Origin of the sequence: Methylobacterium sp. Leaf456, from assembly GCF_001425465.1 — a bacterium.
GTDB lineage: Bacteria > Pseudomonadota > Alphaproteobacteria > Rhizobiales > Beijerinckiaceae > Methylobacterium.
In genome coordinates, this window is the sequence record NZ_LMQV01000040.1 from 13,014 (window position 1) to 24,977 (window position 11,964).

Genomic DNA, 11,964 nt, shown 5'->3' on the forward strand with positions numbered 1-11,964 from the left:
CTGCCGGATGATCGCGGAGAGCGAGGGCTGCCGCGTGCGCCTCCACCCTTTCGCAAGGTACTTCGCCTATAAGCAGCGCCGATGACGATACCGCCACTATCCGGTGTGCATCGAGGTTCGGTTTCGCGACATGCTTCCCCGCCCGCTCAAGACGGTGTCCCGCCTTGCCACGATGACGGGGATCGGCGCAGCCTTCGCCGGATGCAGCTGGCTCATGCCGAGCGCCGACATCCGTGGGAACTTGGCCGGTTCGTCTCAGCCCCTGCTCGGAACGTACCACTTCGACGACGGTATGAAGTCCGCACAAGTGCGCCTGACCAACGCGAACAGAACCCTGTTCTGCGTCGGCAACATGCAACTAAAGGTAGCATCGATTGGATTCTGGTCGCTACGCTTCACCCCAGCCGAGTTCAGGGGCGAGCTACGCTGCGACGATCGCTCGACCGGTGAGTTCTCGTTCGAGTCGGACGATTCCGGCGGCGAGGGCCTCTCCGGGACCGGCAGCGGATCGATCGGCTCGCGGGCGTTCACGTTCATCGCGACCAAGGAGGCGAGTATGCGATCCGCCGCGTCGGTTCGGACAGAGTCGTCCCTGGCCGGCGAAGAGGCCGGACAATCATGGCGACGCATCGAAGAGCTTCACGGCGTCATACCACGATGGAGGCCCGCCCCGGAGGCACGGCGCTGACGTCGCGACCTCGCGGCGCCATGCCCGCCTCCGGGCCTTCTGCCGAGCCCGATCCAGATTGCGCGGAAGCATCGCGGATGGTTCAAGCCCAATCGGGAGCCGTTTCCCGACACCATCGCGACGACCGATGAACGCCGACATTGACGCGCTTCGAGGCGCATGACGAATCGATGAAACGAACGATCACGGTTCTTCAGGCCGGACGCGCCGTCGCCGCGATGGCCGTTCTGCTGCACCATTCCACGGTCGCGACGCAGGATTTCGTTCAACCGCTGCCGCGCTGGCTGTCGGTCCTGCTCGAGAACGGCTTTCGCGGCGTGGATTTCTTCTTCGTCCTCAGCGGCTTCATCATCCTGCACGCCCACGGCGGCGATGTCCGCACCGGGGCCGCGGCCTGGACCTATGCCAAGAAACGGCTGCGGCGCATCTACATCCCCTACCTCCCGATCTCGATCGGGCTGATCGCTCTCTACACGCTCTTGCCGGGATTCTCCGCCAGCACCCGCGACTGGAGCCTGATCACGTCCCTGACGCTGTTCCCGACGACCGCACCACCGGCCTTGTCGGTCGCGTGGACCCTGATGCACGAGATGCTGTTCTACACGGTTTTTCTCGCGTTCTATTTCACGCGATTCTTCTCGGCGATCGTCGCCGTATGGGCCGTACTGATCGTCGTCGGCGGCTGGATCATGGGTGCAGGCGGCATCGTCCTCGCACCGATCAATCTCGAATTCATCGCCGGAATGGTCGCCGCCATCGCGGCCCGGTCGCTACCGTCGAGGGGGGGCTTCGCGCTGCTCGTCGTTGGCGCGCTCGGCAGCGCCGCCTCCGTGATCTGGCTGGGGAGCGAGGGATACGCGCGGGTCTGGTTCGGATTGTCCCTCGCGCTCGTGTTGCCGGGCCTCGTCCGGCTGGAGGCGCAAGGGCACCTCACGACCCCCGGATGGCTGATGCTGCTCGGAAACAGCTCCTATGCGATCTACCTCGTCCACAATCCGCTGGCCTCCCTCGGCGCAAGGCTCTCGGCCCGGATCGAGCCGCTGAACACGTGGCCCGTCAGCCTCGCCCTGTGCGCCGCGCTCGGCACGGGAATCGGCGTGCTCTATCACTTGGCCTTCGAGAAGCCGGCGCTGCGATGGTTCGGGAAGCGAGACGCCCGGCCATCGCTCCGGCGCCCGTGAGCCTTCGATCGATGCCGCGGTGCGACCCGAGACCGGCTCAGCGCTCGTCCGGACCGGGCACGCCCTCGCGGTCGAGCAGGGCGCGCTTGCGCGCGACGCCCCAGCGATAGCCCGACAGCGCGCCGTCGGAGCGCACCACTCGATGGCAGGGGATCGCCACCGCGAGCCGGTTGGCGCCGCAGGCGAGGGCGACGGCGCGCATCGCCGTGGGGGCGCCGATGGCGCGGGCGATGTCGGCGTAGGTCGCGGTCGTGCCGAGCGGAATCGCCCGCAACGCCGTCCAGACCCGCTGCTGGAAGGCGGTGCCGCCGATGTCGAGCGGAAGATCGAGGCCGCGGCCGGGCGCCTCGATCAGGCCGACCACCTGCGCGACCCATCCGGCAAACGCGTCGTCGCCCGGCGACAGCTCGGCGCCGGGGAAGCGCTGGCCAAGCTCCTGCGTCAGCACCACCGGATCGTCGCCGAGCAGGATCGCGCAGACGCCCCGCTCGCTCGCCGCGACCAGCACGGTGCCGAGCGCACAAGGCGCCACCGCGAAGCGGATGCGGGTGCCGAGCCCGCCCTTGCGATAGGCCGTGGGAGTCATGCCGAGCCGTTCCGTCGCGCCGGCATAGAACCGGCTGGGGGCGTTGTAGCCGGCCTCGTAGACCGCCTGCGTCACCGAATCCGCCTCGCGCAAGGCTGCGGCGACGCGCTCGGCCCGCCGCGCGGCGGCGTAGGCCTTCGGCGTGATGCCGACGATGTCGCGAAAAACGCGGTGGAAGTGGAACGGGCTCAGCCCGACCGCCCCCGCGAGGGCGTCGAGGGACGGCGCGGTCTCGGCCTCCTCGATCAGGCGGCAGGCGCGAGCCACGGCGTCCGCCTGACGCTCGGCCCGCGACGGCGCGTTCGGGCGGCAGCGCAGGCACGGCCGAAACCCCGCCGCCTCGGCCTCGGCGCAGGAGGCGTGGAAGCTGACGTTCGCGCGGTTGGGGGTCCGCGCCGAACAGCTCGGGCGGCAATACACCCCGGTGGTCCGCACCGCGTAGACGAACCGCCCGTCGGCGCGCGCGTCGCGGGCGGTGAGGGCCGTCCAGCGGGCGTCCTCGCCCGTTGGGGCGGCACTCTCGATCTCGGCGATCTGCATGGTGGCTACCTCCGGCCCGGGCGTCGTCCGGTTCCCGCGCGGCATAGGTTGTTGCCGGAACCCGGCCCATGGTTCGGTCCGAGGCGCCCGTGGCGGCGTTCACGTCGTCATCTTGTGCACCTCGGAAAGCGGGCCCGCATCCCGCTTCTTGCTCGGCAATCTCCGCTTTCCGCAGCCGCTCTCGGATCGAGCGGGCTCGACAGGCCTCTCCGGCACAAAGGTGCAGGGTTCACGACCGCCTGGGGCCGACCAGTCGAAAGACGGGAATTGATATGCATGAAAGTTCCGCCTCACGAGCTAGAGGCCAACTTCCATGCTTCTGACGCATATCCAGAATGTGGCGTGTGGAATACCAGATACAGCCATTTGGTGGCATCTCTCTCGCAACGCAGCACAGAAGCCCCGTGGACGCCTCCCGATGATCGCTCTCCTCGTCGTCACCGCCGCCGCCGCCAACATCGCGCTGGTCATCGCCATGGCCGACCGCCTGACCCCGGCGAGCGACGCGACGCTCGCCGGCGGTCGCTTCGACCCGGCCGAGAGCGGCGCCGCCTTCGCGGCCAAGCTCGCGGCCTGAAGCTGGAGCATCGGCTTTCGGGCCGATGCTCCGAGACGAACGAAAAAGGCCCCGCCGTCTCCGGCGGGGCCTTCCGTCACGATTGGGCCGGGCTTCAGGCCGTGGCGAGCGCCGGGGCGCGGGCCATCCTGGCCTCGTTGGCGGCGTGGTGCTGCTTCAGCATCGGCCGCAGGACGGCGATGGCGAGGAAGGCCGCGATCAGGTCCATGATCGCCACGGTGTAGAGCACGGTCGCCCAGGTGCCGGTCGCCTGCATCAGCAGGTTGCCGACCGGGACGAACAGCGCGGCGAGGCCCTTGGCGCAGTAGAGCACGCCGTAGATCTTGCCGATGTGCTTCGAGCCGAAGGTGTCCGCGGCGGTTGCCGAGAACAGCGAGTACACTTCGCCCCAGGCCAGGAACACGATGCCCGAGAGGATCACGAAGGCCCAGGGGTTCGAGCCGAAGTAGCCGAGCGCCACGATGCCGATGCCTTCCATCGAGAAGGCGATGAACATCGTCTTCTCGCGGCCGATCCGGTCGGAGATGAAGCCGAACAGCGGACGCGAGATGCCGTTCATGATGCGGTCGAGCATCAGGGCGAAGGGCAGGGCGGCCATGGCGAAGAAGTACAGGTTCACCTGGAAGTTCTTCACGCCCAGATCCTGCGCGATCACGCCGAGCTGCGCCACCGCCATCAGGCCGCCGGTCACCGTGCAGGTGAACATGACCATCATGACCCAGAACACCGGCGTCGAGAGCGCCTCGCCCAGCGTGTAGTCGCGGCGGCTCTGCAGCACCTTGCTGGAGAACTTCACCTCTTCCTTCTGCGGACCGCGCATGAAGATCGAGGCGGCGATGATGACCGCGCCCTGGATCAGGCCGAAGACGAAGAACGCCTGGGAGTAGTTGCCCGAGTCGATCATCTTGGCGATCGGCAGGATGGTCAGGGCCGAGCCGGCGCCGTAGCCGCCCGCCGTGAGGCCGACCGCCAGACCGCGCTTGTCCGGGAACCACTTGAGGGCGTTGTTGATGCAGGTGGCGTAGACGCAGCCGACGCCGATGCCGCCGATGACCGAGCCGAGGTAGAAGCCCGACAGAGAGGTGGCGTAGGAGTTCACGACCCAGGCCAGGCCGGTCATGAGGCCGCCGAACATGACGACCTTGCTCGGGCCGTACTTGTCGATGAAATATCCTTCAATCGGCGTCAGCCAGGTCTGGACGACGACGAAGATCGTGAACGCGACCTGGATCGCGGCGCGATCCCAGCCGAAGGTCTTCTGAATCTCGGGGACGAACAGCGTCCACGCGTATTGGATGTTGGCCGCGGCCACCATGCAGGCGACGCCGAGGACGATCTGCAACCAGCGATTCGATGATGTGACGGGTCTATCTGGGGCGATAGAGGACGTTGCCATGGGCGCTCTCCCTCGATCAGGCTTCGGCACTTCCGGCCTGACTCGTTTGACGTGATGAACTTTCGCCGCACTTGGTTCGGCTGCCAAGGTCCAGGTCCCGCAAGGGATGCCCCCAAGGCCGCCTTGGCATGCATTATTTGGTATACCAGATGAGCGGGCAAGCGAAATAATTCTGAGCGACACGTGAAATTGTGCGGATTAAACGAGCTGTTTCATTCGTACGGATGGGCGTCGGGAGCCGTCGGACCCATCGTTTTCCTAGGGAAACGTCGGGATCGGCCCTCGGAGCCGTTTGGATGGATGATGCAAAATAATCTGTGACGCCCGTCGAGGAGGCAAATTTAATTAGGCGCTGTATCAAGAATTTTCCTGCTCATTTCACCGCGCACTACGCGACTTTGATGCGAGCCGATGCCGCACACGCATCTTTCACGCGCAGCGGCGCGACGTTCGCGCAGTTCCGGATCAGGGCATTAACCGTTTGCGAATCGAGCCGAATGCGCGGCGAAGCGGCTTTATGGGGCCGGTCACGGAAGCGGGTCTCTACACGGAGGCACGATATTGCCGCGCAGGCGCGCCCGGCCGATCGGACGAAATCGTCGGGATTAGACCGCGCGGTGGCGCGTTTGTCTGATTGTTCCGTTTCGGACGGGACGAATCTCCAAACTCCAGCCCGCTCCGGTGCAAGCCGCGGCGGGCTTTTCTCGTTCCGGGCGCGCCCGCGCGCCACCTCGGCAAGGCAGACCGGCCCTCGGCCTATGCGGTATCATGATACCTTAACACGCAAATCCCTCGATTTGCTGCGCTTTTCGGTGATTCGGCCCCTTCAAAGCCCCTTGACGTGGGGAGGGAACCTCCGTATCCACCATCCCGCACGCCGCTGCGTCGTCCCCGACGCGGCGGCGCCTCGTTTTCAACGTCACCGGCACGGGAATCGGCCATGAAGACCACTTCGCTGAAGCCCGCCGACGTCGACAAGAAGTGGGTCGTGATCGACGCGGAAGGCCTCGTGGTGGGCCGTCTCGCGTCGATCGTGGCGATGCGCCTGCGCGGCAAGCACAAGGCCGCCTACACGCCCCACGTCGATTGCGGCGACAACGTCATCGTCATCAACGCGGACAAGGTGAAGTTCACCGGCCGCAAGTACGACCAGAAGGTCTACTACCACCACACCGGCTACCCGGGCGGCATCAAGGAGCGCTCGGCGAAGTTCATCCTCGAAGGCCGCTTCCCCGAGCGCGTCGTCGAGAAGGCCGTGGAGCGCATGCTCCCGCGCGGCCCGCTCTTCCGCCAGATCCTCGGCAACCTGCGCGTCTACAAGGGTGGCGCGCATCCGCACGAGGCCCAGCAGCCGCAGGCGCTCGACGTCGGCTCCCTCAACCGCAAGAACGTGAGCGCTTGATCATGGCGACCCTTCAGTCCCTCGCCGACCTCAATCGGGCGAACACCCAGACGAGCAACCCGGAGAACGAGGCGCCCGTCCACGTCCAGAAGCTGGACGCGCAAGGCCGCGCCTACGCCACCGGCAAGCGCAAGGACGCGGTCGCCCGCGTCTGGATCAAGCCCGGCAACGGCACCGTCGTGGTCAACGGCCGCGCGGTCGAGACCTACTTCGCCCGTCCGGTGCTGCGCATGATCCTGCGCCAGCCGCTGGAGATCGCCGGCCGCGTCGATCAGTACGACATCACCGTCACGGTGAAGGGCGGCGGCCTCTCCGGTCAGGCCGGCGCCGTGCGCCACGGCCTGTCCAAGGCGCTCACCTACTACGAGCCGGAGCTGCGCTCCCCGCTCAAGCGCGAGGGCTTCCTCACCCGCGACCCGCGCGTGGTCGAGCGCAAGAAGTACGGCCGCAAGAAGGCCCGCCGCAGCTTCCAGTTCTCGAAGCGCTAAGCGTTACAAATTGCTACCAAAGAAGGGCGGGGCCGCGAGGCTCCGCCCTTTCTCGTTTCGGGGTCACGATTCCGCATGAGCCAGCGCATCCCCCTCGGCGACCGCCGCGCCGCCGTGGCTGCGGCCCTGGAACGGCTCGTCCCGCGCCTGCCGGAGTTCGAGGCCGAGAGCGTGCTTGACCGGGCGATGCGCAGCCCCGGCCTGCGCGGGGCCGCACCGGAGACCGCGGCGTGGCTGGCGCTCACGGCGTTCACCCGCCACGCCTTCACCGATTACGACGACCTGCTCGCGGAGGGCTACGACCGCGACAGCGCCCGCCACTTCGTCCTCGACGACATGAACGCGACGCTCGCCGAATGGGGCAGCCGCCGCCTCGTCTCCGAGGAGGAGGACGAGGTAGCCGATTCGTGAGGAAGGCGCGCGCCCACCGGCTTGCCCCACCGGGACGGCTCGGGCAGGGAGACCGCATTCCACCCCCAGAAAACGGACCTCCGATGAAGCTCAGCGCGCGCAACGTCCTCAAGGGCAAGGTCGTGTCGGTCGAGAAGGGCACGACCACCGCCCACGTGAAGATCGAGATCGCCAACGGCCAGACCGTCACCTCGTCGATCACCAACGAATCGGTCGATGCTCTCGGCCTGACGGTCGGAGCCGAGGCCTACGCCGTCATCAAGAGCTCCGACGTCATCATCGCCGTCGATTAATCCTCGAGGCTCAGGACGATCCCGTGCCCGGCGCTGGCGCCGGGCGCGAGCAGGCGCTGCGAATCGCGCTCCGACAGCTCTCCCGCGAAGCCGGCCCAGTCGGCATGGCCGGTCCAGGCTTCGAGCGAGACGAACGGCGCGGTTGGGCGCGTCCACACGGCGAGATGCGGGAAATCCTCCACCCGCATCGCGATCGCCTCGCCGCCCGGCGCGACGAAGCGGAGCGCCCGGCTCCTGGCGTTCAGGAACACAAGCGCCTCGGTGAACAGGGCCGGGTCGAGATCGAGGCGGGCGCCGTCGAGCGGCAGTTCGCGCTCGGAGCGCACCAGCAGCCCGCCCTCGCCGACCTCCGGCACGAACGGCCGCTCTGGCTCCTCGAATTCCACGGCATAGCCGCCGCCGGCCCGCCGCTCGCCTCCGGCGAAGGGCCAGGGAAAGGCCGGATGGAAGCCGAGCCCGTAGGGCAGGGGCGTGTCGCCGGAATTGGTGACAGCAAGATCGAAGGCGAGGCTGCGCGGCGTGACGCGCGCCGTCACGTCGAGCCGGAAACCGAACGGATAATGCGCCCGCGTGCCGGCATCGTCCGTCAGCCGCAGGGTCACGGAATCGTCGCCGCGCGCCACCACGGTGAAGGGCAGGTCGCGGGCGAAACCGTGCTGAGCCATCGGATAGGGCCGACCGTCGACGCGCACCGTGCCCCCCGCCGACGCGCCGACGACGGGGAAGAGCCAGGGCGCGTGCCGATTCCAGTGCTCGGGATCGCCGCTCCAGAGATAGTCGCGGCCCCCGACCTGCCAGGAGACCGGCTCGGCGCCGAGCAGCGCGATGCGTGCCGTGGTGCCGTCCTCGGCCTGGATCTCGATGGTCTCGCTCATCTGCGCTCCCCGCTTCGCTTGCCCGATCGATAGCGGGGCCGCAGCGGATCGGCCAGCCGCCTCAGGCGCCCGACGACGCGGCGCCGGCTTCCTCCAGGCCTGGGATCACCTGCGCGGGCGGCCCGGCAGCGGTGAAGCGGCCAGCGTCCAGCACGTAGACCGTGTCGGCCCGGCGCAGCGAGGACAGGCGGTGGGCGATCATGATGATGGTGCGGGTGCCCGACAGCGCGCCGAGCGCGCTCATCACCGCGGCTTCGGTCTCGCCATCCAGCGCGCTGGTGGCCTCGTCGAACACGATGACGTCGGGGTCGTGGTAGAGCGCGCGGGCGATGCCGACGCGCTGGCGCTGACCGCCACTGAGCCGCGCGCCCCGCTCGCCGACGCCGGTATCGTAGCCGTCAGGCAGGCCCGTGATCGTTTCGTGGATGCCGGCGAGCCGCGCCGCGCGCTCGACCGCGGCCCGGTCGATCCGCTCGGGCGCGAGGCCCAGGGCGATGTTCTCGGCGACCGTGCCGTCGATCAGAAAAACGTCCTGCGGCACGTAGCCGATGCGGTTCTGCCACGCCGGCAGGGTGTCGGGGGTGAGCCTCACCCCGTCGATCAGGATGCGCCCGCGCGTCGGCGTCAGGATGCCGAGGATCAGGCCGACGAGGGTCGACTTGCCCGAACCCGTGCGGCCGACGAGGCCGATGGTACTATGGGCGGGAATCGTCAGGTCGATGCCGTGGAGCGTCGGGCGGCCGGGCTCGTAATCGAAGGCGACGCCCTCCACCCGGATGTCTTTCGCGAAGGGCAGGCGCTCCGCCGTGCGCGGAACGGGCGGGCGCTCGCCGTCGAGGGCTTCGACGATCAGGCGCACCCCGGCGAGGTGGAAGCGCAGCTGCGAGACCGAGGTGAAGATGTTCTGGAAGGCCGGCAGCATGCGGTAACCGGCGAACGCGAACAGGCCGAGCAGCGGCAGCATGCCGGCGGTGTCGATGCCTTGCGTCAGCGCGAACAGCACCACCGCGATCACGCCCCCGAAGGCCAGGGCCTCGATGACGAAGCGGGGAAGCTGGCCGGTGAGCATGGCTTCGGCCAGCGCGCGGGCGTAGCTGCGGGCCGGGGCGTCGAACCCGGCGGAAAAGGTCTCGGCCCGGCCGTAGAGCTTGAGTTCGGTGAGCGCCCCGAACGTCTCCTGCACCACGCGGTAGCGGCCCTCGTTGCCGGCCACCGCCCGCGCGCCGATCCGGGCGAGGCGGGCCCGGACCACGAGGTAGATCCCCACATAGAGGCTGCCGAAGCCGCCGCCGAGGATCAACGCCAGCCGGGGCTGGTAGGCGATCAGGAAGGCGATGACGGCGAGCGCCGAGGTCGCCCGCGAGGCGATCACCAGGGCCGGGCTCAGCACGCCGACGACGAGGCGGTCGGTCTCGGACAGGACGTTCTTGGCCAGTTCCGCGCTGTTGGCCTGGGCGAAGAACAGCCGCTCGCGATCGACGTAGCGGGCGAGCAGCCGCCGGGCGAAATCGTAGCCGACGAGATGGGCGAACAGCAGTTGCCCGAAGGCGAGCCCGGCATTGACCGCGCTGGTGATCAGGATCGCGCCGAGCGCCGCGAAGCCGGTGACGAGGAGGAAGTTGCGCTCCTCGGTGAGGCCCAGCGCCTCGCGCAACGCTGCCAGCGCCGGCACCCGCGCGGCGGCGGCCGGATCGCCGACCAGCGTCAGGAACGGGATGACCGAGGCGATGCCGACGACTTCGAGGAGCGCTGCGATCCCCAGGCCGAGCCCGAGCCACGCAAGGCGACTGCGGTCGCGCGGACGCATCACCCGCAGGAGATCGAGGAGGGTCCGCAAGGAGGCACCGGGCTGGGGGAGGGCCGCCGGCCCGTCCCGGACAAAACTTTTGTGTGACAGGCGCTTAGGCTTGAACGAGCCGGCTTTTAGCACCGCGCCGGTGCGGAGTCGACAAAAGCGCCCGCGACGACGCGCGGTGCGGGCTTGCGTGAACCCGCGGCGCCTGCGCCTGTTCGCCTTCAGAGACATCCCGCATCGAAGACCCGGCCATGATCCCTTTCGACAACAGCTACGCCCGGCTGCCCGACCGCTTCCATGCGCGCCTCGCGCCGACGCCGGTCGGGGTCCCGCGGCTGATCCGGCTCAACCGGGCGCTGGCCGAGGAGCTACGCATCGATCCCGACTGGCTCGCCGGGCCCGACGGGCTGGCGATGCTAGCCGGCAACATTGTAGCGGAGGGCTCGCAGCCGCTGGCGGCGGCCTATGCCGGGCACCAGTTCGGCAACTTCGTGCCGCAGCTCGGCGACGGGCGGGCGATCCTGCTCGGCGAGGTGATCGACCGGCACGGGCGCCGCCGCGACATCCAGCTGAAGGGCTCGGGGCCCACCCCGTTCTCGCGCATGGGCGACGGTCGGGCCGCGATGGGGCCGGTCTTGCGCGAATATCTCGTCAGCGAGGCGATGGCCGCGCTCGGCATCCCGACGACGCGGGCACTCGCCGCGGTGGCGACCGGCGAGGCGGTGATCCGTGAGACGGTGCTGCCCGGCGCCATCGTCACTCGAGTCGCCGCGAGCCATATCCGCGTCGGCACGTTCCAGTTCTTCGCCACCCGCGGCGACACCGATGCTCTGATCACGCTGGCCGACCATGTGATCGCCCGGCACTACCCCGAGCTGGCGGGGCGGGAGGACCGCGCCCGTGCCCTGATCGAGGCGGTGGCGGCGCGCCAAGCCGAGCTGGTGGCGCGCTGGCTCCACGTCGGCTTCGTCCACGGCGTCATGAACACTGACAACATGTCGGTGGCGGGCGAGACCATTGATTACGGCCCCTGCGCCTTTCTCGACGCCTACGACCCCCGCACGGTGTTCAGCTCGATCGACCGCAACGGCCGCTACGCCTACGGCCAGCAGCCGCGCATCGCCCTGTGGAACCTCACCCGCTTCGCCGAGACTCTGCTGCCGCTGCTCGATGCCGACGAGGACGAAGCGGTGAAGCAGGCGGAGGCCGCACTCGCCACCTTCGGCCCCCGCTTCGACGCCGCCTATCGCGGCGGGCTCGCGCGCAAGCTCGGATTTTTCGAAGTGCGCGAGGGCGATGCCGAACTCGCGGGCGACCTGCTGATGGCGATGGCCGAGAATCAGGCCGATTACACGCTCACCTTCCGCCGCCTGTGCGCGGCCGCCGAATCGTCGGAGGGCGACGGCCCGGTGCGCGAGGGCTTCGTCGATCCGACCGCCTACGACGCCTGGGCCACGCGCTGGCGCACCCGGCTCGCCGACGACCCGCAGAGCGCATCGGAGCGCGCGGCGGCGATGCGGGCGGTCAACCCCGCCTTCATCCCGCGCAACCACCGGGTCGAGGAGATGATCGCGGCGGCGATCGAGCGGGACGACTTTGTGCCGTTCGAGACGATGCTGAGCGTGCTGGCGCGCCCCTACGACGACCAGCCCGAGCACGCCCGCTACGCCGAGGCGCCGGAGAACGGCGGGGTGGGGTATCGGACTTTTTGCGGAACGTGAGCAGCGGAGGC

12 protein-coding genes are annotated in these 11,964 nt (G+C 68.7%); 8 read left to right on the plus strand and 4 right to left on the minus strand.

The features are described from left to right. Window positions 1-103: 103 nt before the first annotated feature. On the plus strand, window positions 104-688 hold the full coding sequence (locus ASG52_RS17245) for a hypothetical protein (RefSeq protein WP_056245901.1): 585 nt from the start codon (window positions 104-106) through the stop codon (window positions 686-688). A 170-nt stretch (window positions 689-858) separates the two neighbouring features. Then, on the plus strand, window positions 859-1,869 hold the full coding sequence (locus ASG52_RS17250) for an acyltransferase family protein (protein WP_156384016.1): 1,011 nt from the start codon (window positions 859-861) through the stop codon (window positions 1,867-1,869). A gap of 37 nt (window positions 1,870-1,906) precedes the next feature. Here ASG52_RS17250 and ada read toward each other — a convergent pair whose 3' ends face one another. Next, window positions 1,907-2,995 (minus strand): bifunctional DNA-binding transcriptional regulator/O6-methylguanine-DNA methyltransferase Ada, encoded by a 1,089-nt coding sequence (gene ada, locus ASG52_RS17255; protein ID WP_056245906.1) that lies wholly within the window; start codon window positions 2,993-2,995, stop codon window positions 1,907-1,909. 418 nt (window positions 2,996-3,413) lie between these two features. Between ada and ASG52_RS27350 the strand changes: the two genes are divergently transcribed. After that, window positions 3,414-3,572: a hypothetical protein gene (locus ASG52_RS27350; protein WP_156384017.1), complete on the plus strand. Its 159-nt coding sequence runs from the start codon at window positions 3,414-3,416 to the stop codon at window positions 3,570-3,572. 94 nt (window positions 3,573-3,666) lie between these two features. Here the strand turns inward: ASG52_RS27350 and oxlT are convergent, their stop codons facing one another. Further along, on the minus strand, window positions 3,667-4,968 hold the full coding sequence (oxlT, locus tag ASG52_RS17260; RefSeq protein WP_056245907.1) for an oxalate/formate MFS antiporter: 1,302 nt from the start codon (window positions 4,966-4,968) through the stop codon (window positions 3,667-3,669). Between the two features lie 940 nt (window positions 4,969-5,908). Between oxlT and rplM the strand changes: the two genes are divergently transcribed. The 4 genes from rplM to ASG52_RS17280 all read left to right on the plus strand — a co-directional run bounded on the left by rplM (window position 5,909) and on the right by ASG52_RS17280 (window position 7,562). Continuing rightward, window positions 5,909-6,370, plus strand: a complete 462-nt coding sequence (rplM, locus tag ASG52_RS17265; protein ID WP_056245909.1) for a 50S ribosomal protein L13 — start codon at window positions 5,909-5,911, stop codon at window positions 6,368-6,370. A 2-nt stretch (window positions 6,371-6,372) separates the two neighbouring features. Beyond that, window positions 6,373-6,858 (plus strand): 30S ribosomal protein S9, encoded by a 486-nt coding sequence (gene rpsI, locus ASG52_RS17270; protein ID WP_056245912.1) that lies wholly within the window; start codon window positions 6,373-6,375, stop codon window positions 6,856-6,858. A 75-nt stretch (window positions 6,859-6,933) separates the two neighbouring features. Beyond that, window positions 6,934-7,269, plus strand: coding sequence for a DUF2293 domain-containing protein (locus tag ASG52_RS17275; protein ID WP_056245915.1), 336 nt, complete (start codon window positions 6,934-6,936; stop codon window positions 7,267-7,269). An 83-nt stretch (window positions 7,270-7,352) separates the two neighbouring features. Continuing rightward, window positions 7,353-7,562, plus strand: coding sequence for a TOBE domain-containing protein (locus tag ASG52_RS17280; protein ID WP_056245918.1), 210 nt, complete (start codon window positions 7,353-7,355; stop codon window positions 7,560-7,562). Here the strand turns inward: ASG52_RS17280 and ASG52_RS17285 are convergent. Continuing rightward, window positions 7,559-8,437, minus strand: coding sequence for an aldose 1-epimerase family protein (locus tag ASG52_RS17285; RefSeq protein WP_056245920.1), 879 nt, complete (start codon window positions 8,435-8,437; stop codon window positions 7,559-7,561). The genes ASG52_RS17280 and ASG52_RS17285 overlap by 4 nt on opposite strands. Window positions 8,438-8,498: 61 nt before the next feature. After that, window positions 8,499-10,274: an ABC transporter ATP-binding protein gene (locus ASG52_RS17290; RefSeq protein WP_056245923.1), complete on the minus strand. Its 1,776-nt coding sequence runs from the start codon at window positions 10,272-10,274 to the stop codon at window positions 8,499-8,501. A gap of 209 nt (window positions 10,275-10,483) precedes the next feature. Between ASG52_RS17290 and ASG52_RS17295 the strand changes: the two genes are divergently transcribed. Then, window positions 10,484-11,953, plus strand: a complete 1,470-nt coding sequence (locus ASG52_RS17295) for a protein adenylyltransferase SelO (protein WP_056245926.1) — start codon at window positions 10,484-10,486, stop codon at window positions 11,951-11,953. Window positions 11,954-11,964 lie beyond the last annotated feature (11 nt).

Coding starts and splice junctions, on each gene's coding strand:
- rpsI (WP_056245912.1), top strand. CDS start 6,373: ATGGCGACCCTTCAGTCCCTCGCCGACCTCAATCGGGCGAACACCCAG.
- ASG52_RS27350 (WP_156384017.1), top strand. CDS start 3,414: ATGATCGCTCTCCTCGTCGTCACCGCCGCCGCCGCCAACATCGCGCTG.
- ASG52_RS17250 (WP_156384016.1), top strand. CDS start 859: ATGAAACGAACGATCACGGTTCTTCAGGCCGGACGCGCCGTCGCCGCG.
- rplM (WP_056245909.1), top strand. CDS start 5,909: ATGAAGACCACTTCGCTGAAGCCCGCCGACGTCGACAAGAAGTGGGTC.
- ASG52_RS17280 (WP_056245918.1), top strand. CDS start 7,353: ATGAAGCTCAGCGCGCGCAACGTCCTCAAGGGCAAGGTCGTGTCGGTC.
- oxlT (WP_056245907.1), bottom strand. CDS start 4,968: ATGGCAACGTCCTCTATCGCCCCAGATAGACCCGTCACATCATCGAAT.
- ASG52_RS17275 (WP_056245915.1), top strand. CDS start 6,934: ATGAGCCAGCGCATCCCCCTCGGCGACCGCCGCGCCGCCGTGGCTGCG.
- ada (WP_056245906.1), bottom strand. CDS start 2,995: ATGCAGATCGCCGAGATCGAGAGTGCCGCCCCAACGGGCGAGGACGCC.
- ASG52_RS17295 (WP_056245926.1), top strand. CDS start 10,484: ATGATCCCTTTCGACAACAGCTACGCCCGGCTGCCCGACCGCTTCCAT.
- ASG52_RS17285 (WP_056245920.1), bottom strand. CDS start 8,437: ATGAGCGAGACCATCGAGATCCAGGCCGAGGACGGCACCACGGCACGC.